Raw genomic sequence first — 23016 nt, forward strand, 5'->3', positions numbered from 1 at the left:
AAATAGAAAATAACTAAAAACCAAACAGCAACAATCATGAAAAAGTTATTTGCTTTAATGGCGCTTGCAGGATTCCTAACATTTGGAGCAACTGCATACGCGCAAGAAGGCGGAGATTCAGCGCAAACTGAAGCGACAATGAACTCCGGTGACTCAACGATGGCATCAGATAATGATACGGCATCTTCTGATACAACAGCTATGGCTGATGAATCTGAAGCTACTGCATCAACAAATGAAAGTGAAGAAGCTGCAGCAGGAGACAAAGAGAAAAAGTCTGCTGAAGAACCTTCATTCCACCAGGTGGTTAAAGACAAGTTTATCGAAGGTGGACCTGGCTTTATGTCTTTCGTTGTGATTTGTTTGATTTTAGGTTTAGCGATTGCTATCGAAAGAATCCTTTACCTTTCATTGGCTACAACAAACACTAAAAAGCTTCTTGAAGAAACTGAAAGCGCTCTTAACAACAGTGGCGTTGATGCAGCTAAAGAAGTTTGCCGCAACACTCGCGGACCAGTAGCCAGCATCTTCTACCAGGGTCTCGATCGTTTTGACGAAGGAGTTGATATGGTAGAAAAATCAGTTGTTTCTTACGGAAGTGTTCAGGTTGGCCAAATGGAAAAAGGTGTATCCTGGATTTCACTCTTTATTGCACTTGCACCAATGCTCGGTTTCTTCGGTACAGTAATCGGTATGATTCAGGCATTTGATGCAATTGCTGAAGCTAACAACATTTCTCCGGGTATTGTAGCAGGTGGTATTGGAGTTGCCTTGATTACAACAGTATCTGGTCTTCTCGTAGCGATGATCCTTCAGGTATTTTACAACTACATCATTGCGAAAATTGATGCTATTACAAATGACATGGAAGACGCATCAATCGCTTTAGTTGATCTTATCGTGAAGTACAACGCTAAAAACAAGTAAGAATATGGATCGCATACCAAGAATATTAATGATAGCACTCATCGTCATTTCGGTAATTGTATTCGTTATGGCGATTGGAGTGAGCGAGGATGATCCCTCAAGCTATGGCAACGCTGATCCATTGCTCTATGTAGGCTATATTTACTTTGGCTTGACCAGTTTAGTAGCTCTGCTAGGTGCGTTGGTTGGTGTTATCCAAAAACCTCAAAATGCTAAAGGTATTTTGATTGGAGTAGGTGGTTTGCTACTTGTAGTAATCATTGCTTACTCATTATCTACCGGATCAGACTACGCTCAATATGATGAAACCACTGAAGGGTGGTCGCACTTCTCAGGAACATTACTTTATACCTTTTACTTGCTCGCAGTAGGAGCAATTGGGTCAATAATCTTCTCAGGAGTGTATCGTTTAATACGATAAATTAATACGAATATGGCAAAAAGAGACACACCTGAAATAAATGCAGGGTCGATGGCAGACATCGCCTTCCTGTTGTTGGTTTTCTTCCTGGTTACTACCACGATGGACTCTGATTACGGGTTGTTGCGTAAATTGCCACCGCCACTCCCGCCTGAAACGGTGGAGCCGCCACCAATTAAGGATCGTAACGTATTTGTCGTACTGGCAAACGCAAATGATCAACTTTTGGTGGAGGGTGAAGTCATGGAAATTTCCCAGCTAAAAGAGTCTGCAAAGGAATTTATTGCGAACCCGCAAAGAAAAGAGGACCTGCCGGCTTTTAAAGTTGAAGAAATTCCTTACTTCGGTAAAACAGAAGTTTCTAAACAGGTTATTTCTCTTCAAAACGACCGCGGTACATCCTATGACTTGTACATTCAGGTTCAAAATGAACTGGCCAGAGCATATGACGAGCTACGTGATGAGTTAGCTCGTGAAAAGTTTGGCCAATCATTCCAGTACCTTGTTGATACAGGACAAAAGAAAAAAGTAAGCGCAATTAAAGACGTTTACCCGCAGCGTATATCTGAAGCGGAACCTAAAAACACGGGAGGAAATTAATATGTCAAAGTTTAAAAAAGACGGTGGGGACAAGGATCCCGCAATTTCAACTTCTTCCCTACCTGATATTGTATTTATGCTACTCTTCTTCTTCATGGTATCCACTGTGATGCGTGAAGTAGAATTGAAGGTTTCCATTGATCAACCTGAAGCAACTGAAATTGAAAAGCTCGAAAATAAAGCACTTGTCAACTATGTGTACATTGGAGAGCCCCTAAATGCTGAGACTTATGGAACAGCATCTCGTATTCAATTAAACGATGCTTTTGCTTCAGTTAAAGAAGTTGGACCATACATTGAAACGAGAAGAGCAGAGGTTGACGAAGCTGAAGTTCCTCTACTCACCACTTCTTTAAAAGTTGATAAAGAAACTGAAATGGGTATTGTAACCGATGTAAAGCAAGAGCTTAGAAAAGTTCAGGCCCTTAAAATCAGTTATTCTACTCGCGAAAAAATGGATGCTGATAAATTTTAAGTTTGGGTTTTTAGTTTATATAAAGGGAAGTCATTTGGCTTCCCTTTTTTTGTATATAGAAAGTAACCCAACGGTCAGAGCCAGTGAGAGCGTAACACCTCCCAAAAAGAAAAAACTGATCTCGGGCTCAAAGTCTCCTTCAACCATTTCTGGTCCGTACATGTAAGAGATAACAACTGCTGTTCCGTTATTGATAGCATGAGCTACAATAGCCGGCCAAACAGAACCACTCCAAAAAACTAAATATCCGAATAAAGCTCCGAGTAACATTCTGGGTACAAAACCCAGGAACTGGAGGTGAATAGCGCTAAATATAGTGGCAGCAAGCCAAATGGAAACGTGAGCACTGTATCTCGACTGAAAAACGCGTTGTAGAAAACCTCTGAAAAAAAGTTCTTCTCCAATTGCCGGAATGATCGCAATCATGACGAGGTTAATGACCAGGTCAATCGGTTCTGACTGTTGGAGAAATTGAAGAATCAAACCCTGGCTAACTTCTTCTCGCGCTTCAATCCAATCCTGTAATCCGCTGAGGAAATCGGGTAACACGAGCTGACTGTTCAAATACCCGGTGAAGCTCACAAGCGGAAGGGCGGTAAGAGCCACAAATCCCGCTATTAGCAATGAGGGTAGAGGCCCTGTTTTTTTCAATGTTTCAAGAGGTTGTAAATGTGCAAATTTCATGGCTAAGAGTCCGGCAAAGCCAAAACCGCCAAGTCCGTAAGCCATTTGAATGATTTTCATCCCGGCAAGTCCTTTTGGATCATCAGGGTTTGTCATACCTGCCAGGCCGTCCATTCCATAAAAGATGATCGTTATTGCCACTCCCACCAGGCTTGAAATGATAATCAAACCGATTAATAATGCGAAACCCAGGAATAAATTTCGCGTTAGTGACCCGCGGACTTCTGACATGATATTCTGTTTTGTAATTTTGCAATCGAATTATGGGCGTAAAAATAGCAAATATTGATGTGGGGGACTTCCCTCTATTACTAGCTCCAATGGAAGATGTAAGTGATCCTCCATTCAGAGCCCTGTGCAATGAACAGGGAGCAGACTTGTTGTACACGGAGTTCATCAGCTCAGAAGGGTTGATTCGCGATGCAGCTAAAAGTGTGCAAAAGCTCGATATTTACGAATATGAACGCCCGGTAGGAATACAGATATTTGGTAGTGAAATCGATTCGATGCGCCAGGCTGCGCGTGTTGTTGAAAAGACAAACCCAGATATTCTTGATATCAATTACGGATGCCCGGTAAAAAAAGTAGCTTGTAAGGGAGCTGGAGCAGGTATTTTGAAGGACATCCCCAAAATGGTGGATCTGACCAAAAAGATAGTTGATGAAGTCAATCTACCGGTTACAGTAAAAACCAGGTTGGGATGGGATGAAAACTCCAAATACATTGTAGAAGTTGCTGAGCGGCTACAGGATGTAGGAATCAAGGCAATTTCTATCCACGGTAGAACCCGCAGGCAGATGTACAAAGGTGAAGCTGATTGGTCGTTAATCGCTGATGTAAAAAATAATCCAAGGATGAATATTCCGGTTTTTGGAAATGGCGATATCGACTCACCTCAAAAAGCTGTTGAATACAAAAACCGGTACGGTGTTGACGGAATCATGATCGGTAGGGCGAGCATTGGTTACCCCTGGATTTTTAGAGAAATCAAACACTATATTGCTACCGGTGAAATATTGCCACCACCAACGATTGAAGAGCGCGTAAAAGTGGCTCGTGAGCATCTTGATATGAGCGTGAAATGGAAAGGAACTCACACTGGAATAGTTGAAATGCGCAGGCATTACGGCAATTATTTCAAAGGTTATTCTCACTTTAAGCCATTCCGCACGAAACTGGTAACCTCTGATGATCTCGATGAATTGCAACAAACTTTCGACCAAATTCTCGAGAGTTACTCTTCAGACGAACCTGCTTTTGCGTAACGATTGATCAAAATACGTGTTGGAATGTATGCAGATATAGCTCCAATAATGCCAACAATTCCCATTATCGCTAAAACATCGAGTAGTTCAATTTTAATTGGGTAAGCATCAACGAGCATTCCCTGAACTTTCAATAATCCAAATTGCATTTGGAGGAACGAAACAATAAGCCCCAGTAGAATTCCTGCTCCTCCGCCAATCACAGAAATGAGAAAACCTTCAGTGAAAAAGATTTTTTGCATCAACGAGGTATCAGCACCCATACTTTTTAAAATAAGGATATCGTCTTCCTTATCGATGATGAGCATTGTGAGTGAACCAATTATATTGAAAGTCGCGATAACCAAAATGAAAGAGAGAATCATAAATGTGACCCACTTTTCTGTGTTGTTGGTTTTGTACAAAATATCATTGAGTTGAAAGCGTGTTTCAACTTCATAGTCAGATCCCACTAATTGCTCAATTTCACTCTTAAGTTGATTCAGATTTTCTCCTTCATCTGCTCGTAATTCAATAGCTGAAACCCTGTTTTCATAGTTGAGCAGGTTTTGAGCAAATGGGAGCGGAGCAAGAGCGTACTCACTGTCAAAATCGGCATTGATCGAAAAAACACCAGTGGGCGAAATTTGCTTGATCTTAAAAGCATTGGTATTCCCAATTCCCACAGATTTTGCTTTTCTATTGGCTGCATAAACGTTTAATGGCCTTGGAAAACCTTCAACCTGAACGTGTAGGTTTTGCATGAGAATATAGCCCATAACCATGTTTGGCGTACCTTTTTTTGAGTACAGTAGGTCAGATCCGTAAACGATAGCATCGTTCAAATTTGACATGCTCACAAAACTCGTGTCAACTCCTTTTAGCTTTGCAAAAGCCTGGAAGTCGGCATTTTTGAGGAGAGCGGTTTCCTCCAAAACGCGTGAGCCATTTTGAACACCATTGATGTTGAGGATCTGACCGTAATTGATCGAATCCTGATGAAAGGTTTTGCCTTTTTTGGCGGTGATCTTTATATCGGGATCAAAAGTGCTGTAGAGCGATTCAACTAAATCTTCGAGACCATTAAAAGCTGATAGCACAATGACTAAAGCCATTGCACCTATTCCCACACCCAGCATGGAAATGCCGGAAATGAGATTGATGACATTGTGCTTTTTCTTCCCGAAAAGATACCTGCGCGCTATGTGGAGAGGAAGTTTCAAATATGTTGATTAGTCGTTTAGCAAATCGTCAATACGTTCAGCGTAATCGAGAGAGTCATCGAGGTAAAAACCAAGTTCCGGAACTATGCGGAGTTGGTTCTTAACCCTTTTACCCAACAATCCTCTTATCTCAGATCCGTTAGATTTCAACTTTTCGAGATCCTGTTTTGGGTCATCAGTTGGGAAAATACTCACATATATTTTAGCAAAACTCAAGTCCGGACTCATTCTTACGATGGTAACCGTAATCATTTTGCCGGGCAAGTATTGCGTGCCGTTCTGTTGCATAATTTCGCCAACGTCTCGTTTTATGAGGCTAGCTACTTTTTCTTGTCTAATCGATGCCATGAAAATGAATTTTCAATTGGGCCAAAGATAATTAGTTGAGCCTTTTGATGGTCTATAAACCTGAGTTCGATTATTATTTATAGATTCAAATATTCAAAGAAGCCATTAATACTGCGTTTCTTTTGCTCAATTAGCCCGCTATACTTCCCTTGCTTTTAGTCGAAACTCACTATTTATATGTGGTTTGAATCCTAAACTATAAATCGAACTCAGGTTATAATTACAGAAATGCGATGATTTTACTACGACTCAAAATTTTTAAATTGTTGAAAGAGGTATATCTTCTCACAACTTAGCTGAAAAAAATACGTCTAATAAGTTGAAAGAAGCCCCTTTTGGGTGCTAATTTTCAATAAATACTTGCATAAAAGAAACTTAATAAGAAACTTTACAAACTTCAATCAATACTAGCTTATGAAACACAAAGTACTTTATTCTGCTCTAGCACTTTTAACCGCATTTGCTGCGAAAGCACAAATCACGATCGATTCATCTGATATTGGGAATGTAGGAGATAAAATCTATATGCTCAATGATACAGCGGTAAGCGGTCTTGTAGTAGGAGCCGGTAGCTCATCAGCTCAAACCTGGGACTTTACTGCTTTGTCCTATGATATTGTGGATAGTGTAGAGTTTGAAGACAAATCGAATTATTTGGTAGGGAGTCAGTTCCCAAACAGTTCATTTGCTTTAAGTCTTGAAAACGGAATTACAGCATTTGCCAGCAAGACAAACACAGAGTTTGTAATTGACGGTTTGTTTGGTGATATAACCGGGCAGGGAGTGCCAGTGGTTATTCGACCTGATGGTGGTTTAAAGCAAATTAACTTTCCATCAACTTATAATGATAGCTTTTACGACACAATTGTGATTGATTCCACTTTAGAGGTGAATCAGCAGGGAGTTGATTCTGCGAGAATCAAGAGAACTTATCAAATCCAGAGTTTAATCGATGCTTTTGGTTCACTCGAAGTTCCGGGAGAAACTCACAGCGATGTCGTTCGTCAGTACTACATGCAAACAACTACTGATTCAGTTTGGGCTTACAATTCATTCCTCGGCTGGCAATTCATTCAGGATTCTGTACAGGTTACGCACACCTATAATTATTACGCAAAAAGTCGTGACTTTCCGGTTCTCACTGTAGATGCTACCGGAGGAAGTGGCACAATTATCTCAGCTATGTTCCAGGCTGGCGGAGAACCAACACCTGTTTACACAGTAAACAATTTAACTTGCTATGAAGATAGCACCGGGTCTGTGACTGTTGACAATGTTATTGGCGGTGCTGGACCGTATTCATACAACTGGAGTAATGGTGCTACGGGAAGTTCAGCAACGAACTTAGCTGCCGGGAATTACACCGTTACGGTATATGGAGCTGTTGATTCATCAGTTACAAACGTGACTGTTACGCAACCAGATTCTATTCAAATTTCTGAAACTGTTACTCAGCAAACGAATGGTGGAGATGGAGGTGTCAATATTTCTGTTTCTGGCGGAACGGCACCATATTCATTTATGTGGAGTACAGGAGCGTCAACACAAAATCTCCAAAACCTAAATGCCGGGACTTATACGGTAACAGTTAATGATGACAACTTTTGCTCTAAATCTAAATCGTTTACGATTGATCCAATGACATCTGTTTGGGAGAAAATGAATGGTGAAGAATTGCGAGTTTATCCTAATCCTGTTGGTCAGAACCTGAGGATTGACGCTGGGAATGCGGTGAGCCTCGTAGAAGTGATGGACATCACAGGCAAAGTGGTTCTGACTGTGAGGCCGGATTCGAAATTTGTGACAATTGAAACGGCAGATTGGAACAGTGGCCTTTATCTGGTTAAGGTTTCAATGGATAATCATGAAGTAATAAGGAAAGTCGTCAGGTAAATTAACTACATAATTCATTTGAAAAAGCCATTCAGGAATTGAATGGCTTTTTTGTTATCTGTTTTCGTAAAATAATTTATTATTGACGCCTGAGAAAGTAGTGTAGGATGGCAGCAATTATTTCGGGAATTCAACAAATTGGTATAGGGGTAGAAAACATCCACACTTCATGGAAGTGGTACAGGAAAGTGTTTGGGATGAATACTCCTGTGTTTGATGACGATTCCACTGCAGAATTAATGCTGCCTTATACCGGAGGTAAACCCCGCGATAGAAGAGCTGTTCTCGCGATGAACATGCAGGGTGGAGGCGGATTTGAAATATGGCAATACAAATGCCGCAAACCGCAACCGGCTAAGTTTGATGTAAAATGGGGCGATGCTGGAATTTTGGCCACAAAGATTAAAACGGATAACTCTAAAGCCAGTTTTAATTACCACAAGAATCTTATTCCTGATTACATGATGAGCGACCTTCACAGTCGCGGAAAAAAATCTCAGCACTACTACGTAAAAGACCTTGACGGAAACATCTTTGAACTTACTGAAACAGATAGTTGGTTCAAAAACAAACTCAAGACAAATACAGGAGGAGTTCACGGTGTTGTAATCGGCTGTTCTGATATTGAAAAGTCTCTTGAACTCTATAAGAATATTCTAGACTACGATAAAGTTGTTTTTGATGAATCGGGAGTATTTGAAGATTGGGAACAACTAAATGCCGGAAAAGAACGCTACCGTAGAGTTGTGCTGCAACACAGTAAGCCACGTAAAGGTAGTTTCTCAAGACTTTTAGGACCTTCAGAGGTTGAGCTTGTACAGCCTCTTGATCGCGAACCACAAAAGATCTATGAAGACAGAATGTGGGGCGATTTGGGGTTCATTCATATTTGTTTTGATGTGAAGAATATGGAAAGCTTAAAAGAACGCTGTGCTCAAAGTGGGTTTGATTTCACTGTTGACAGTGCCAATAGCTTTGATATGGGGAAAGCTGCAGGAAGGTTTGCTTACATTGAAGACCCTGATGGTACACTCATCGAGTTTGTGGAGACTCACAAGTTGCCCATTATTGAAAAGCTAGGCTGGTATATGGATATCAGTACCCGACCTGCTGAAAAGCCTCTTCCTAACTGGATGTTGCGTATGCTGGAACTCAATCGGGTGAAGGACTAAAAACAGCATCGAATAGTGGCCCAAAAAAGTGATTGAGGACGAAGGGTAATATGATCAAAACAAAAAACACGTAAGCCTTAACAATCCAGTCACCTTTTGTATTGAATAAGCGGAAAAAGAAATTTTTAAGTCCCATTGATTTCTCCTTACTCTTACTGGGGAGTAACTTTAAATCACTCAGGAGCTCTTTCAGGAATGAGCCGGGTAGCTCAACTACTTCCTTCCAAATAGGTTTGTGATCTCGTTTGTTGTGCAAATCGTGCATGTTTCAAATATAATAGTATTCTTTTACACTATTAAAGAATACCGTAAGCTAACATGGCTTTCGTTCTAACTAATAATAATCAATAAAGAAAATTGTCATACGGGAATCGCTCAGCATGAATCGACTTGATCTGATGGTAAATCTTATCGCGCAGCTCTTTGATGTTGATGCGTTCAGCAGCTGAGATGAAAATACACGGGTGCTCGCTCTTTGCCATCCAGCTCTTTTTCAGATCCGTAAGTGATACGTTGTGTTTCGTATTAGCCGTGTGATCAAATTCACCGTCTTCCATGTGCGTGTACTGATCGATTTTGTTGAACACCATGAGCATTGGTTTTTTGTCGCCAATGATATCTGCCAGTGTTTCGTTTACTGTATCGATTTGCTCTTCGAAGTTTGGGTGAGAAATATCCACAACATGAATGAGGTAATCTGCTTCGCGGACTTCATCCAGGGTTGACTTGAATGACTCAACCAGCGAGTGAGGCAACTTGCGAATGAAGCCTACTGTATCGGTGAGTAGGAACGGTAAATTGTGAACAACGACCTTCCTAACCGTAGTGTCGAGAGTTGCGAAAAGTTTGTTCTCGGCAAACACTTTTGATTTTGAAAGGATGTTCATCAACGTGGATTTTCCAACGTTGGTGTATCCTACGAGAGCTACACGAACCAGGCTTCCGCGGTTTTTGCGCTGAGTAGCCATCTGCTTGTCAATGGTCTCGAGTTTTTTCGTGAGCCTCGTGATTTTGTTGCGGATGATACGCCTGTCTGTCTCGATTTCCTTTTCACCAGCTCCACCACGTGTTCCGGTACCACCGCGTTGACGTTCAAGGTGGGTCCACATTCTTGTGAGTCTGGGTAGAAGGTACTGAGAGCGGGCCAGCTCGACCTGTGTTTTTGCTTGTGCGGTTTTGGCACGAAGCTGAAAAATGTCGAGGATCAAAAGGCTCCGATCGTAAATCTTCACTTTCAGAGCGCGCTCAACGTTCCGTAACTGCGATGGTGACAGATCATCATCAAATATTACCGTGTCGATCTTGTTTTCTTTGATGAATTCCTTTACCTCTTCCAGTTTCCCTTTGCCTACAAAAAACTTGACATCGGGTTTTTGAAGCTGTTGGGTAAAGCGTTTATGCGTTTTAATACCTGCTGTTTGCGCCAAAAAACGCAATTCATCGAGATATTCTTCAACCTGTTCCTCGCTTTGTTGCGGAGTGATTACACCAACGAGAACTGCGTTCTCCTGCTCTCCGGCTGTGTTGATTAGTTTATCCATTAATGTACTGCCATGGAATGCGCAAAACGATTAATATCAATGCGATTCCGTAGAAGATAATTACTTGTTTGTATTTGCCACCTGAGGTGGTTTGTTTTTTTGCTCTTGATCGCCCAATCGTGATTAAAATAATGGCGATAATCATCGTGAGCGGATGTTCAATAACGTGTAATCGTTGAAAACTGTTCTTCATTACTTCGCCCATTTCACTCAGTTTCTCAGCCCATGGCCCAAGGAAAAAGATGATGAAGCCCAGTAGTAGTTGGATGTGAGAGAAAATAAGAGTTATGAGACTCAGTTTATCTTCAAAATTACCAAATGGTGTATTCTGTTGTTTTTGGATGATGAATCGGCCAATTGTAAACAGCAATAGCACCAATAATGCTATCATCAGGAAGTAGTGAGTTGTAACGAGCGAATTGTACATAATCGTGAATTTTGATGCGAAAATAAGGAATACAGAGGAATAATTTCCCCTCTGGAATTTCCCCTAATTCATTTAGATTTGTTGAGCTATGAAAAATATCTTCTTTTTCCTGTTTGCTCTGCTCATGAGTGGTGCTGCTATTGGTCAATCGACACGGCCCGAGCTCCCCGTAAGTAATCCCAAAGCCGGTGTTTATGCGCTACAAAACGCTACCGTTTACACACCTTCAGGATATGTTCAAACCGCTACACTTTTAATTGAAAAGAATAAAATTATTTCGGTCGGAGCCGGAATTAGCATACCCGAAAACGCAATCAAAATCAATTGTGAAGGGCTTTACATTTATCCTTCATTCGTGGAGTTGAACAGTAATTTTGGCCTGCCTAAGCCGGAAAAGAAAAAAGTAAAAAGACCACAATACAACCGAACTGAAAAAGGGACTTTTGGTTGGAATGAAGCGATCAAAACAACTCAAATTGCAGTTGAAGATTTTAAAATTGATAAGAAACAAGCTAAAAAGTTGCAAAAACTGGGAGTCGGATCGGCACTCACACACTACCACGATGGCATTGCGAGAGGAACGGGAGCTGCGGTTGCGGTTCTGACCGATAACGAAAACAAAGCCGTTTTTAGTCCACAGCCATCAGCTCACTTTTCGTTTCAAAAAGGTACTTCATCTCAGGAATATCCAAACTCCTTGATGGGTGCGATGGCATTACTCCGCCAAACAGCCTATGATGCAGAGTGGAGGATGAAACAGGATTCGATCTACGAGGCAAATCTCAGTCTCGATATGTGGAACAAACAGTTTGATAGCCCTATGAATTCGCTTTTTTTTCATGTTCAGCAATATCGGGATGCACTCAGAGCACTAGATCTTGCACGAGAATGGAATAAAGAATTCATCATTGCGGGAACGGGCGATGAGTACAAGCGCATTTTAGAGTTTAAAGAGCGCAATGCTTCCCGGTTTGTGATTCCGCTCAAGCTGCCCAAAGCTCCTGATGTGAGCGATCCTTACGATGCAATGTACGCTTCACTTGAGGAAATGAAACACTGGGAAATGGCTCCGTCCAATGCTGCTTCACTCAGGCAGGCCGGATTTGAAGTGGCACTTTCCACTCACGAAATTGAAAAATGGTCAGATCTCACTTTTATGGCTCGTCAGCTTCAAAAAAACGGTTTTTCAGAAAGTGACCTGATTGAAAGTCTCACGATGACTCCTGCAAAGTTCATCAATGCTGAGGAGGAAGTCGGGGCGATTGAAAAGAACAAGTTTGCCAATTTCATTATCACGAGCGACAAAATATTTTCCAAAAAGAGCGAACTGCTCGAAAACTGGGTCATGGGTGAACGCCACGAACTCAAACCGATTGGCGAAATCGACATACGGGGAGATTACGATATCAACATCGAAAATGAAATTATCAAAATTGAAGTTGGCGGGAAAAAGGAAAAAGTAGAAGCCAAAATTAAAGACGATAAAATTAAATTCAACCGCGAAAAACGACTCGTAACCCTTGTATTGGAAAAGGATGTTGCCGGGATGAAAGCTCCTATACGTCTTTCAGGTAAGATCAATTTTGGGAGTAAGATCTGGGATGGTCGCGGAAAAGATGCTGATGGTAATTGGTTTACCTGGAGCGCGATACGGCAGAAAGAATTTGATGAAGATGAAGCAGACAAGAAGGAAGAATACCTGATTAAGGCAGATGGACAAACATGGTATCCAAACATGGCTTTTGGTTTTGATTCACTTCCAAAGTCTGGTACGTTCTTCATTCGGGGAGCTACTATTTGGTCGAATGACACACTAGGAGTTTTTGAAGGTGATGTACTCGTGAAAGATGGGAAAATCGAGCAAGTTGGTAAATTCCTGCTGCACGATCCAAGCATTCCGCTCATCGGTGGAAACGGAAAACATCTCACACCCGGAATTGTCGATGAACACTCGCACATCGCCATTGAGAAAGGAGTCAATGAAGGCACACAGGCTAGCTCGGCTGAGGTCCGCATAGGAGATGTGGTCAAAGCAAATGACATTAATATTTACCGCCAGCTCGCGGGAGGTGTAACAACTTCTCAATTGCTTCACGGCTCGGCCAATCCTATTGGAGGGCAATCAGCACTCATAAAACTCAAATGGGGTGAATCGACCGATGAAATGTTGATCGATGATGCGCCCGGCTTTATCAAATTTGCGCTCGGTGAAAATGTGAAACAGTCTAATTGGGGGCCAAACTTTACAAAGCGTTTCCCACAAACCAGGATGGGTGTTGAGCAGGTTTTTTACGATTATTTCAAGCGAGCAAAAGACTATGCAAATGAATGGGCAAAGTATGACAGTCAGAACCAAAAGTTTTCGTTGCGAAAAGTGCCATTGCTGCGCCATCTTGCAGGTGAAGGCCCCGCAGCTCCACGGGTTGATCTGGAGCTTGAAGCACTGAGCCAAATTCTGGATACAAATCGTTTCATCTCCTGTCACTCTTACGTTCAGAGTGAGATCAACATGCTCATGCACGTTGCCGACAGTATGGATTTTAGAGTCAACACATTTACGCACATTCTCGAAGGCTACAAAATTGCCGACAAACTGGCTGAGCACGGGGCAGCCGGCTCAACATTCAGTGACTGGTGGGCTTACAAGTTTGAGGTGAACGATGCAATTCCCTACAATGCAGTACTTATGCACGAACAGGGCGTTCTGACCGGAATCAACTCCGATGATGCTGAAATGGGTCGCAGACTCAACCAGGAAGCAGCCAAAACAGTCAAGTACGGAGGAGTTTCTGAAGAGGAAGCACTCAAAATGGTGACACTCAATCCGGCAAAAATGCTCCACCTCGATCATCGCATTGGGAGTGTGACTGAAGGGAAAGATGCTGATTTGGTGTTGTGGGATAGCCATCCATTGAGCATTTATTCAAAACCGCTTTACACCTGGATTGAAGGTGTTCCGTATTACACTCACTATCAGAACCAGCTTGCCGTTGAAGACAACAAACAGGAAAGGTCCAGGCTGGTGAAAAAACTATTGAATGCAGCCGATAAAGGCTACCCAACCAAAACACCTGATAAGAAAACGAATAAACTCTATCATTGTGATACGTTGGTTGATGAGGTTGATTAATAACGGCCCCTCATAGCCCGCGGTTTAAACCGCGGGCTATGAGGGGCTGTTAAAATGGTTTTTGGATTTATTTAATTTGTATGAAATGCCACAATCATTCAATAAAATATGGATACACGTTATTTGGGCGACAAAATACAGAGAGCCTATTATTGAATTGGACATTGAACAAAAGGTGCATCAATTCATGTCAGATCAATTACGTGAGCATGGATGTCCGGTTAGAATAATTAACGGAATGCCAGATCATGTTCATTGTTTGTTTTTACAGAACCCAAAAAAATCTATAAGTGAAATTATTAAGCAAGTCAAAGGAAGTACATCTTTTTACGTCAATCAAAACGAATTGATAACAGGTAAATTTTCATGGCAAAAAGGCTATGGAGCATTTTCTGTTTCAGAATCTGATGTAGAAAGGGTTTTCCAGTACATTAAAAACCAAAAACGTCATCATCAAAGAAAATCATTTCAAGAAGAATTTGAAGGATTTTCTAAACTTCATGGAATAACATAACCATATGATAGTAACAACCATAACCATCGGTTTTAACCGATGGACAGAGCCAGCATCAACCATCGGTTTAAAACGATGGCTGATATCCATCCTTCTGATCTTTTTTGGATTTGAGGTTTACAGTCAGATCCCAACGCCAGCCGGAAAAGTCAAAAAGTCGATGCTCATTCTGGGTGGAACCGCTCATGTTGGTGACGGCCGAATCGTAAAGAATGCAGCGATCGGGGTGAAAAACGGGCACTTCACTTTTGTGGAAAACCAGATGTTTCAGCGAGTTGACACAAAAGAATTCGATACGATCATCAGACTAACTGATGAGCACATTTATCCAGGGTTTATCGCGCCCAATACAACACTTGGACTGAGAGAAGTGGATGCGGTTAGAGCTACGAGAGACTTTGACGATGTTGGACTTTTCAATCCAAACGTGCGCTCACTGGTCGCTTACAACACTGATTCGCGAATCATTCCCACGATCAGATCCAACGGTGTCTTGTTGGCTCAGGCAACTCCCCGTGGCGGACTCATAAGCGGTTCTTCCTCCATCATGCAGCTCGATGGCTGGAACTGGGAAGATGCGGTTTTGAAGAGTGATGACGGGATTCATCTCAACTGGCCTGAGCGGTTCGTTCAGCACGGCTGGTGGGCCAATCCGGGTGGATCTGACCGAAATAAAAAGGAAGAAAAGCAGATTGTGAAAATTGAAAAGTTCTTCACTGAGGCGAGCGCTTATTACGAGGGCGGATCTGAAAAAGAAAACCTCCGTTTTGAGGCGATGAAAGGTGTTTTTGACGGATCCAAAAGGCTGTATATTCACTGCAATCAGGCACGGGCAATTGTGCTTGCCATGGAGTTGAAGCGCGACTTTGATATTCCAAACGTTGTGCTCGTTGGCGGTTACGATGCGTATCTTGTACCTGAAGCGCTTACCGATAATGATGTGCCGGTCATTTACCAACGCCCGCACTCGTTGCCTCACCGCGATGATGATCCCATTCATTTACCGTATCAAATCCCAAAAAAACTGCAGGATGCCGGCATTTTGTATTGTTTGGATATGAGCGGGAGTATGGAAGCTATGAATCAGCGCAATTTGCCGTTTGTAGCGGGAACAGCGCATGCTTACGGGTTGGATAAAGAACAGGCCATTGCAGCTATTTCGGGGAATGCTGCCAAAATTTTGGGAATTGACGAAACGGTGGGAACGCTTGATGCGGGCAAGCAGGCCACGTTCTTCATTTCCAAAGGCGATGCCCTCGATATGCGAACAAATAAGGTGCGTCACGCCTTTATCCAGGGGGCAGAGATCGATTTGGACAATCCGCAAAAAGCGCTCTACCGCAAGTTTAAAAGCAAATACGAAAACTGAGCAACATGCGAACGCTAAAAGTTATCCTCTTTTTTGTAGTACTCACAGTCATCGGTTGGGGAGCCTGGTATTATGTGGAAAAGCAGGATCGGGAACAACAATTTCAGGAAAATGAATTGTTACGGTCAGAGCTCAGCAAACTCCACGACAAGGCTCAACGGGTTGAAGACAGCTTGCGCGACAACAATCCAGATCCGGCTCTGACCAAGTTTTCCATTGCTGACAAAGCGGATAAACTCACGAGCCATGTTCAGTACACCAAGAAAATGTTGGCTGAGCGTGCTCACATCGATCTCGTTCATTCTCCCGATTCACTTTTACTGGAAGAGCCCGAGAATGAAGATGTAGAAGCGATTTTCTTCAACGAAAACGATCGATTCAGCGATTACCACCGCGAGGAACTCATCGAAAGGCTGTCGAAATTTATCCGGTACGCTGAGGAATATTCAAACCGTGATGTAGCTGGGCTTATCCAATCCCGCGAAATATTATCGGCCAATCATGTATGTGGCGAAATGCAGGGGTCTGACTGTTACGCGCATCTCGTGAAATCACTCAACCGATTGTCTATTGAGCTGGAAAAATTCAAACTTGATTTATTGCGCAATGGCTAAGTGGCTGCTCGCTATATCATTATTCGTACTTTTTTCTTGTGACCGCGAAGAGAGAACCTGGCGGGTACAGTACGAGATCAATTTGCTCGAAAACGATCAGGCATCAGTTAGAGCCATCTACCGAAACTCAGACAATGCTGATGTGAGCGAATCACCAATTGACAAGAACATTTGGCGGTCTCCGGTCTATGACGATTTCAAAGAAGGCGATGAAGCCTACATCCGCGTGGAGCGACTCACAGGCGATGCCGATTACGAAATCTCAATCCTCCGCGATGGAGCCGTTCACGAAAGCGACCAACTCAAAGCAGGCCAAACAGAGATTGAAGTGAGGAGGGGGATTTAGGTTGAGGTCGAGGCCAAGACCAGGGCTGAGGTTGAGAAAGGAATATTGGTTTTATTCTTCATGATGCTCTCAGTAATTTAGCATCTTTATCAGCAGCATAAGCTAAACATGCAAAAATGTCTTCATCTTTGAGTTCTGGGAAATCTTCGAGTATTTCTGAGTGAGTCATCCCTTCTGCTAACCAATTCAAAACATCATAAACCGCGATTCTGGTGTTTTTAATACAAGGACGGCCAAACCGGATTTCAGAATTAATTGATATGCGTTTTTTGTAATCTACCATTAATTGATGTTTACTATCACAAAGTAACGTGATTTTATATAAGATGATTTCGGGAATAAAATTTTTAGTGTTATCAAAAAAAAGGAGGCCTCGAGCCTCCTTTAAATTCCAACAACGTAAAAGTTTTTTACTGGATAACCAGGTTGTGTTCAGATGTTATGTTCTTTCCTGTTGTTACTTTAACATGATAAACACCAGGAGACAGGTCAAGTGATAGGTTCACAAAGGAAGAATTCGGCTTCGATCTGTAAACGCTATTGCCAACTAAACTGTAAACTTCTATTTCCCTGATGTTTTCCGAGCCCGCAGAAACTTTAATATTTCCATTTGAAGGGTTGGGATAAACTTTAATCTCTGAACTGTACAGTTGGTTTTGAGTAGGCCCGCCATTGTTTTTTTCATCAGCAGAGTTTTCAGCATTGTTTGTTTCATTGCTGAATGAACCATTTCCTTTTTTGTTTGCAGAGTATCCCAAATTGAAATATTCAGCATCATCAGAACCGTTGTTTTGACAATCACCTGAAATATCACTGCCTATCTCTAATGTGTATATACCTGCATCTGAATTTTGGAAATTGTGAATATAGTATTCAAGGGTTCTGTCATTGTGATTGGGGTTGTTGTAAACTAGATTGTTGTTAGGGTCGTAAACTTTTGCATGAACAGGGAGTTTGCCCATGATAGTACTCGAAATATGAGCAGACATTCCCTCACGAACAGTAACGTTATAAGGAGTGTTATGAACTAACCATGGCTCCACGCAAAAAGTACCGTCAAAAAAGTGAATGTCTTTAAACCAGGTTGATCCTGCAAGTGTGTTGCTGTCGACAGGCTGGTATTGAGGACAACCTGCTTGTATGTTGAAGCCACAATCGTCATCATCACCTCTGCTATATGCCTCGTAAAAATCATCAGGGTTCATGCCAGACCTTAACCAGATACCACTCAGGTCTTCATCTCCGTGGAATATTGGCATTACGTTTTCACCATTAGGGTGATCTGTCAGGATTTTCATATAGCGATCAGCTGCTCCGTATGTAGATCCATAGTACGGATAATTTGAGCTAGCTCCGTAAGATGTGGGCTTCCTGAATATGCCTTCTACATCAAATGGATGTGAAGGAGAGTAGTGAGCTAAGAGTAATCGATCAGCATAGTTGCTGATTAAGCCAATTTCTTCATCCGGCACAGTGGAGTTGTTTGGTCGAATGTGATCGTCATAAGCCTCAATTTCTGTTCTGCTGGCATAAAACTCGAGAAGTAAATCATTCGAGTCTGCCAGTGACTCAGTTTCTTTTAATTCGTAGATCATATACGAGAAATGATCGACAAAGTCTGGATGACCTGAGCTTCCGGGGTTTGACCCGGGCAGCGTATTGGTTACCATCTGTTGAGTTCTCAAATCGTAATACGTCTTTGGTGAGCTGCCCTGGTAATTACTCCAGTTATTAGTATTCCAGTACTCGTATTCAAAATGGAGCACATCAATTCGCGTATCCCAGTTGCGACCGTTGTTGTAGCTTACGATCTTATTAAAGCTCTCTGATTGTTCCCCGGTAGCAGCCACATCGATAAAACCGTATTCTGTTTTGGCCATTTTAATAAATTGAGCCACTACGGTATCAACAGCCACACCCTGTCCAAAATCATAATCGCTTTTAAGGCCGTTTAGCCCGTAACATATGAGGTAATTAAAACCTAAGCCGCTCAGTTTTTCAAGGTACGGTCTCGCAAACGGCTCGTAGAGTTGAGCACTGTTATTTTCCATTGACCAGGTAATGATGTCCCTGAACATCAAATTTGAATCAGGTAATGGAGCCCCGTCATAAACTTCATCGATGTAACGGTTTTCAGTACTGTTCCATAGAGCAGGATTTTTATTCACATAAATACCTCTCAGTTTAGTAGACTCATAGTTGGGTTGTGTTGAATCAGGAAACCATTCAAAAGCTCCGGCATCTACTTTTTTACCGAGTTTTCGTGGGTTGAAGTCAAAGTCCTCAGTTAAATTTACGTCTACACCGTAATCTACAAATGGAGAGCCGCTTGTTGGACGGTAATTGACATTTGAAGGATCTTTGAAGTGTAACCCATTAACACTTTGAGTGTAATAGTTTCCTTTTTCTTTGAAGTCTATGTCTTTGTAAAAATCATCTTGATCACCAATAATAGAAAAGTATGGTGTGTATTTTTGTGGAGAAACTTCTTGACCTGAATTTACAAAGAGATTATTTTGTAATGCAAAGTAGTTGATTTTATAATTGTTTATTATGCTTTCTTGATAGATAATATTTTCAAAAGTGCTTTCAATAAATGTGTTATTGGTCACATGGGTTTCAAGTGTATCTAACGTATAAAGCCTTAAGTCTAAGGATGATTCTGAAAATATGTTATTATGTATTTCATAATAGAAATGCCTAAAATACCATGTTGAATCAGTTAAATCACCGTAAGGAAAACTTCCTGAATAAATTATGGAGCTATCAGAGGCGAAATTTCTTTCAATAAGAGCTGTTTCTCCAGAATAAGATATAACTGAATTATTAAAATCATTTTCCGTTATTTTAACATTATCAAACTGGCTGTCAGAAAGAAGTGTTGCATTTAACATGTGGTTTTTATGAAGTGTTAAATTAGATGTGTAATTATAATATCCGTCTATCTGAATTGAGTGATTAGAAATAGTGTTGAATGGAGGTAAAGAAGCCGCAAAGTTACAATTAGAAATAGTTGTTTCAGCAATCCTCATCGATCCAGAGCAGTCATAAAAGTCAACACTATCTATTAACGATGCTGATTTGAAGCCTGCAAAAACATCAGTTGAGTCAAAATCTATTTTTGAAATGACAATGGTATCTGATAATGTTGGTGAAGATGAATTATATGGGTAATAGTTATCATCAAACAAAGTAAAACCTGAGTTGTTCATTGTAATTTGCCCCATTTTTCGAGCTTCAAAATGTATATTTTTTACTTTTTTTAAAAATAATGGAGAAGACTCGGGGTTATTAATAAATTGAACTGGTGTTGAACTACAATCATCAGTAATTATAATTGGGTTGTTACTTGACCCAATAGCATTTTCAATTCTCAAAGAATCTCTAGTGCCACCTTCAATACATATTACACTACCGGGTGGCATCCCACTCGCATCATAAGAATACGTGGTAAGAGGAATCGTGACATCACAATTACACTGTGCATCTGCTTTCTGAATTGAAAACAAGAAAAGAACAACTGTGATAAAATAGAAAGTTAGCCTTTTCATAAGTGTTTATTTTAGGTTTCGCAACCAAATCTATTGTTATTTTTGTAATTAACAAAAAGTCAAAACTATATTCGTCATTATTACTTATTTGGGTTAACTTGCGTCATCGGAGTGTGGGCTATACAAAGAAACAAGTTGAATTTTACTCAATTTCATTTGACTCACTTTAAAGTGGTCAACCTATATCAGAGACGTACACAAATTCATAACTCAAAATCCATCATCCATAATTCCTAATTATATTTTCCCGCCTTCTCGCTGTGGTTATCTTTGTCGGTTCAATTTCAACTTAAAATACGAAAGTCGTGAAGCAGCCGAAAAGACATTTAGTGACAGCAGCATTACCTTATGCGAACGGACCGTTACACATCGGTCACATTGCGGGAGCTTACTTGCCCTCAGATATTTACGTGCGTTATCTCAAAGCGCGCAGGCAGGATGTTGTGTTTGTGTGCGGTAGTGATGAACACGGGGCTGCTATCACAATGCGGGCGCTCAAAGAAGATATTACTCCGCAGGAAATTGTCGATAAATACCACAAGATCAATAAAAAGGCGTTTGCGGATTTCGGGATCGACTTCGATATTTACGACCGCACCTCAACCGAGCTTCACACCGAAACAGCCCAGCAGTTTTTCCTCGACCTCGAGAAAAAAGGTTCGTTTGAAGTTGAAACGCGGGAACAGTTTTACGATGAGGAACACAAACAGTTTTTAGCCGATCGTTACATAACAGGTGAATGTCCGAAATGCGGGCACAGCGGGGCTTATGGTGACCAGTGCGAAAAATGCGGCTCCAGCTTAAATGCCAATGACCTCATCAACCCAAAATCGGTTTTGTCCGGGAAAACTCCGGTTCTGAAAGAGACCAAACACTGGTACCTGCCCATGCAGCGCCACGAAAACTGGCTCAAAGACTGGATCACGGAAGGTACGCTCGAAGGCAAAGAACACCACGACCCCAAAAAATGGCGCAAGCAGGTAATCGGGCAGTGTATGAGCTGGATCGATGGCGGACTCGCACCGCGCGCTATGACACGTGATCTTACGTGGGGAGTCCCTGTTCCGGTCGAGGGCGAGGAAGGAAAAGTGCTTTACGTGTGGCTCGATGCACCCATCGGGTACATCACGGCAACGAAACAATGGGCTGCTGAAAACGGCTCTGACTGGGAAAAATACTGGAAAGATGATGAGTCGGCCATCACGCATTTCATCGCGAAGGACAACATCGTTTTTCACTGCATCATTTTCCCGATTTTGCTCAAAGAGCACGGGAAGTACAACTTGCCCGTCAATGTACCGGCCAACGAGTTCTTGAATCTCGAAGGTGACAAGATCAGTACCTCGCGTGAGTGGGCCGTTTGGCTGCACGAATACCTGGAAGATTTCCCGGGTAAAAACGATGAATTGCGTTACGTGCTCACCAGCATCTCGCCCGAGGCGAAGGACAGCGAATTCACTTGGAAGGATTACCAAAACCGCGTGAACAACGAGCTCGTAGCTATTTTGGGGAATTTTGTGAACCGCGCCCTGGTGCTCACGCATAAATATTTTGACGGTCAGATCCCTGAGGCGGGCGAACTCCACGACATCGACCGGGAGTTGCACGATTCCGTTAGTCAAATCCCGACAATCGTAGCAGGGAAAATCGAGAACCATCGTTACAGGGAAGCGCTGCAGGAAGCGATGAAGCTCGCTCGCTACGGGAACAAATACCTGGCCGATACAGAGCCGTGGAAAGTATTCAAAACCGATGAAGATCGCGTAAAGACAATTCTGTTCAATGCCTTGCAGGTTGTAGCGAAGTTGGGAATCGTCCTCGATCCGTTTATGCCGCAAACAGCAGAGAAGTTACGTCAATATACCAACCTGGCTAAAAAAGACTGGGAACTGACTGAGAATCCCGAATTGCTCGTTTCGGGTCAGCCCATTGAAAAGCCCGAGTTGCTCTTCCAAAAAGTAGAGGATGAGGTTATCGAAAAACAGGTAGAAAAGTTAAAAGCCAAAAAAGCAGAAAAAGAAAAACAGGAAGCAATGGAGCAGTCAGAACCGATCGAGTTTGAGGATTTCCAAAAAATGGATTTGCGAATCGTGGAAATTATCGATGCCGAACCGATACCAAAAGCTGATAAGTTGTTGAAAATCCAAATATCACTCGGTTCTGAAGAGCGCACCGTAGTGAGCGGGATAGCAAAGCATTACAGGTCTGAGGAGATAATTGGCCAACGAGTGCTCTATTTGGCAAATTTGAAGCCGCGCAAAATTTTTGGGGTAAAATCACAGGGTATGTTACTGATGGCTCAAAACGATGAAACGGGCGTTTTATCTACGATTCAGCCCTCAAGGGATGAAGTAAAAGGCGGAGACAAAGTCAGTTAATAGCAAATGAAAAGGCTATCAGCTTTGAAGTGAGCGGCTTAATTTTGTACTTTAGGGACGAATTTATACCGGTGGCAGTTTTTAAAGTCACATGAAAATGCGGCTTCCAAACGAAAACCGGCATTGCAACTTAAAGGAAATGCCCTGGCGGCATGGAAT

The 23016-nt window shown here is 42.0% G+C and carries 21 protein-coding genes; 13 read left to right on the top strand and 8 right to left on the bottom strand.

The window, feature by feature from the left end:
- The first annotated feature begins 36 nt into the window (after window positions 1–36).
- The 4 genes from F3059_RS11225 to F3059_RS11240 are packed head-to-tail and all read left to right on the top strand — an operon-like array spanning window position 37 to window position 2423.
- The gene (locus F3059_RS11225; protein ID WP_151169274.1) at window positions 37–927 is read left to right on the top strand and encodes a MotA/TolQ/ExbB proton channel family protein; all 891 of its coding nucleotides are present in this window, start codon (window positions 37–39) and stop codon (window positions 925–927) included.
- A gap of 4 nt (window positions 928–931) precedes the next feature.
- On the top strand, window positions 932–1348 hold the full coding sequence (locus tag F3059_RS11230) for a hypothetical protein (protein ID WP_151169276.1): 417 nt from the start codon (window positions 932–934) through the stop codon (window positions 1346–1348).
- Between the two features lie 12 nt (window positions 1349–1360).
- Window positions 1361–1948: an ExbD/TolR family protein gene (locus F3059_RS11235; protein WP_151169278.1), complete on the top strand. Its 588-nt coding sequence runs from the start codon at window positions 1361–1363 to the stop codon at window positions 1946–1948.
- Window position 1949: 1 nt separating this feature from the next.
- A complete protein-coding gene (locus F3059_RS11240) occupies window positions 1950–2423 on the top strand; it encodes an ExbD/TolR family protein (protein ID WP_151169280.1) in 474 nt (157 codons plus the stop codon).
- 30 nt (window positions 2424–2453) lie between these two features.
- Here F3059_RS11240 and F3059_RS11245 read toward each other — a convergent pair whose 3' ends face one another.
- The gene (locus tag F3059_RS11245; RefSeq protein WP_151169282.1) at window positions 2454–3338 is read right to left on the bottom strand and encodes a CPBP family intramembrane glutamic endopeptidase; all 885 of its coding nucleotides are present in this window, start codon (window positions 3336–3338) and stop codon (window positions 2454–2456) included.
- 32 nt (window positions 3339–3370) lie between these two features.
- Between F3059_RS11245 and dusB the strand changes: the two genes are divergently transcribed.
- Window positions 3371–4372 (top strand): tRNA dihydrouridine synthase DusB, encoded by a 1002-nt coding sequence (dusB, locus tag F3059_RS11250; protein WP_151169284.1) that lies wholly within the window; start codon window positions 3371–3373, stop codon window positions 4370–4372.
- On the opposite strand, the gene F3059_RS11255 is transcribed toward dusB, so the two are convergent.
- Together F3059_RS11255 and rbfA are read right to left on the bottom strand one after the other, a co-directional pair.
- A complete protein-coding gene (locus F3059_RS11255; protein ID WP_151169286.1) occupies window positions 4342–5574 on the bottom strand; it encodes an ABC transporter permease in 1233 nt (410 codons plus the stop codon). The genes dusB and F3059_RS11255 overlap by 31 nt on opposite strands.
- Window positions 5575–5583: 9 nt before the next feature.
- Complete coding sequence (rbfA, locus tag F3059_RS11260; protein ID WP_151169288.1) at window positions 5584–5922, bottom strand: 30S ribosome-binding factor RbfA; 339 nt, start codon at window positions 5920–5922, stop codon at window positions 5584–5586.
- A 414-nt stretch (window positions 5923–6336) separates the two neighbouring features.
- On the opposite strand from rbfA, the gene F3059_RS11265 reads away from it, so the two are divergent.
- Both F3059_RS11265 and F3059_RS11270 read left to right on the top strand, forming a co-directional pair.
- Window positions 6337–7815, top strand: a complete 1479-nt coding sequence (locus F3059_RS11265; RefSeq protein ID WP_151169290.1) for a T9SS type A sorting domain-containing protein — start codon at window positions 6337–6339, stop codon at window positions 7813–7815.
- Window positions 7816–7922: 107 nt separating this feature from the next.
- Window positions 7923–8987 carry a VOC family protein gene (locus F3059_RS11270; RefSeq protein ID WP_151169292.1) on the top strand — a complete coding sequence of 355 codons (1065 nt, stop codon included), beginning with the start codon at window positions 7923–7925 and terminating at the stop codon, window positions 8985–8987.
- On the opposite strand, the gene F3059_RS11275 is transcribed toward F3059_RS11270, so the two are convergent.
- The 3 genes from F3059_RS11275 to F3059_RS11285 all read right to left on the bottom strand — a co-directional run bounded on the left by F3059_RS11275 (window position 8968) and on the right by F3059_RS11285 (window position 10955).
- Complete coding sequence (locus tag F3059_RS11275) at window positions 8968–9252, bottom strand: hypothetical protein (protein ID WP_151169294.1); 285 nt, start codon at window positions 9250–9252, stop codon at window positions 8968–8970. The genes F3059_RS11270 and F3059_RS11275 overlap by 20 nt on opposite strands.
- A 79-nt stretch (window positions 9253–9331) precedes the next feature.
- Window positions 9332–10528, bottom strand: coding sequence for a GTPase HflX (gene hflX / locus F3059_RS11280; protein WP_151169296.1), 1197 nt, complete (start codon window positions 10526–10528; stop codon window positions 9332–9334).
- The gene (locus F3059_RS11285; RefSeq protein ID WP_151169298.1) at window positions 10521–10955 is read right to left on the bottom strand and encodes a hypothetical protein; all 435 of its coding nucleotides are present in this window, start codon (window positions 10953–10955) and stop codon (window positions 10521–10523) included. The genes hflX and F3059_RS11285 overlap by 8 nt, the downstream gene beginning before the upstream one ends.
- 88 nt (window positions 10956–11043) lie before the next feature.
- Here F3059_RS11285 and F3059_RS11290 point away from each other — a divergent pair, with 88 nt between their 5' ends.
- From F3059_RS11290 to F3059_RS11310, 5 genes are all read left to right on the top strand, one after another.
- Window positions 11044–14085, top strand: coding sequence for an amidohydrolase family protein (locus F3059_RS11290; protein ID WP_151169300.1), 3042 nt, complete (start codon window positions 11044–11046; stop codon window positions 14083–14085).
- Between the two features lie 85 nt (window positions 14086–14170).
- Window positions 14171–14599, top strand: coding sequence for an IS200/IS605 family transposase (tnpA, locus tag F3059_RS11295; protein ID WP_151169302.1), 429 nt, complete (start codon window positions 14171–14173; stop codon window positions 14597–14599).
- A 4-nt stretch (window positions 14600–14603) separates the two neighbouring features.
- Window positions 14604–15968 (top strand): amidohydrolase family protein, encoded by a 1365-nt coding sequence (locus F3059_RS11300; protein WP_151169304.1) that lies wholly within the window; start codon window positions 14604–14606, stop codon window positions 15966–15968.
- Between the two features lie 5 nt (window positions 15969–15973).
- Window positions 15974–16582 carry a hypothetical protein gene (locus F3059_RS11305; RefSeq protein ID WP_151169305.1) on the top strand — a complete coding sequence of 203 codons (609 nt, stop codon included), beginning with the start codon at window positions 15974–15976 and terminating at the stop codon, window positions 16580–16582.
- A complete protein-coding gene (locus tag F3059_RS11310; RefSeq protein ID WP_151169307.1) occupies window positions 16575–16928 on the top strand; it encodes a hypothetical protein in 354 nt (117 codons plus the stop codon). Before F3059_RS11305 ends, F3059_RS11310 begins: the two co-directional genes overlap by 8 nt.
- A 58-nt stretch (window positions 16929–16986) precedes the next feature.
- On the opposite strand, the gene F3059_RS11315 is transcribed toward F3059_RS11310, so the two are convergent.
- Window positions 16987–17211 carry a DUF433 domain-containing protein gene (locus tag F3059_RS11315; protein ID WP_151169309.1) on the bottom strand — a complete coding sequence of 75 codons (225 nt, stop codon included), beginning with the start codon at window positions 17209–17211 and terminating at the stop codon, window positions 16987–16989.
- A gap of 127 nt (window positions 17212–17338) precedes the next feature.
- Complete coding sequence (locus F3059_RS11320) at window positions 17339–20479, bottom strand: T9SS type A sorting domain-containing protein (RefSeq protein ID WP_151169312.1); 3141 nt, start codon at window positions 20477–20479, stop codon at window positions 17339–17341.
- Between the two features lie 305 nt (window positions 20480–20784).
- On the opposite strand from F3059_RS11320, the gene metG reads away from it, so the two are divergent.
- Window positions 20785–22857 (top strand): methionine--tRNA ligase, encoded by a 2073-nt coding sequence (metG, locus tag F3059_RS11325; RefSeq protein ID WP_151169314.1) that lies wholly within the window; start codon window positions 20785–20787, stop codon window positions 22855–22857.
- The last annotated feature ends 159 nt before the right edge of the window (window positions 22858–23016 follow it).

Source organism: Salibacter halophilus (assembly GCF_008806325.1).
GTDB classification, from domain to species: Bacteria; Bacteroidota; Bacteroidia; order Flavobacteriales_G; family Salibacteraceae; genus Salibacter; species Salibacter halophilus.

Bases quoted from the DNA above. Each gene is read 5' to 3' on its own strand.
- F3059_RS11225 (WP_151169274.1), top strand. From the start codon at position 37: ATGAAAAAGTTATTTGCTTTAATGGCGCTTGCAGGATTCCTAACATTT.
- F3059_RS11230 (WP_151169276.1), top strand. From the start codon at position 932: ATGGATCGCATACCAAGAATATTAATGATAGCACTCATCGTCATTTCG.
- F3059_RS11235 (WP_151169278.1), top strand. From the start codon at position 1,361: ATGGCAAAAAGAGACACACCTGAAATAAATGCAGGGTCGATGGCAGAC.
- F3059_RS11240 (WP_151169280.1), top strand. From the start codon at position 1,950: ATGTCAAAGTTTAAAAAAGACGGTGGGGACAAGGATCCCGCAATTTCA.
- F3059_RS11245 (WP_151169282.1), bottom strand. From the start codon at position 3,338: ATGTCAGAAGTCCGCGGGTCACTAACGCGAAATTTATTCCTGGGTTTC.
- dusB (WP_151169284.1), top strand. From the start codon at position 3,371: ATGGGCGTAAAAATAGCAAATATTGATGTGGGGGACTTCCCTCTATTA.
- rbfA (WP_151169288.1), bottom strand. From the start codon at position 5,922: ATGGCATCGATTAGACAAGAAAAAGTAGCTAGCCTCATAAAACGAGAC.
- F3059_RS11265 (WP_151169290.1), top strand. From the start codon at position 6,337: ATGAAACACAAAGTACTTTATTCTGCTCTAGCACTTTTAACCGCATTT.
- F3059_RS11270 (WP_151169292.1), top strand. From the start codon at position 7,923: ATGGCAGCAATTATTTCGGGAATTCAACAAATTGGTATAGGGGTAGAA.
- F3059_RS11275 (WP_151169294.1), bottom strand. From the start codon at position 9,252: ATGCACGATTTGCACAACAAACGAGATCACAAACCTATTTGGAAGGAA.
- hflX (WP_151169296.1), bottom strand. From the start codon at position 10,528: ATGGATAAACTAATCAACACAGCCGGAGAGCAGGAGAACGCAGTTCTC.
- F3059_RS11285 (WP_151169298.1), bottom strand. From the start codon at position 10,955: ATGTACAATTCGCTCGTTACAACTCACTACTTCCTGATGATAGCATTA.
- F3059_RS11290 (WP_151169300.1), top strand. From the start codon at position 11,044: ATGAAAAATATCTTCTTTTTCCTGTTTGCTCTGCTCATGAGTGGTGCT.
- tnpA (WP_151169302.1), top strand. From the start codon at position 14,171: ATGCCACAATCATTCAATAAAATATGGATACACGTTATTTGGGCGACA.
- F3059_RS11300 (WP_151169304.1), top strand. From the start codon at position 14,604: ATGATAGTAACAACCATAACCATCGGTTTTAACCGATGGACAGAGCCA.
- F3059_RS11305 (WP_151169305.1), top strand. From the start codon at position 15,974: ATGCGAACGCTAAAAGTTATCCTCTTTTTTGTAGTACTCACAGTCATC.
- F3059_RS11310 (WP_151169307.1), top strand. From the start codon at position 16,575: ATGGCTAAGTGGCTGCTCGCTATATCATTATTCGTACTTTTTTCTTGT.
- F3059_RS11315 (WP_151169309.1), bottom strand. From the start codon at position 17,211: ATGGTAGATTACAAAAAACGCATATCAATTAATTCTGAAATCCGGTTT.
- F3059_RS11320 (WP_151169312.1), bottom strand. From the start codon at position 20,479: ATGAAAAGGCTAACTTTCTATTTTATCACAGTTGTTCTTTTCTTGTTT.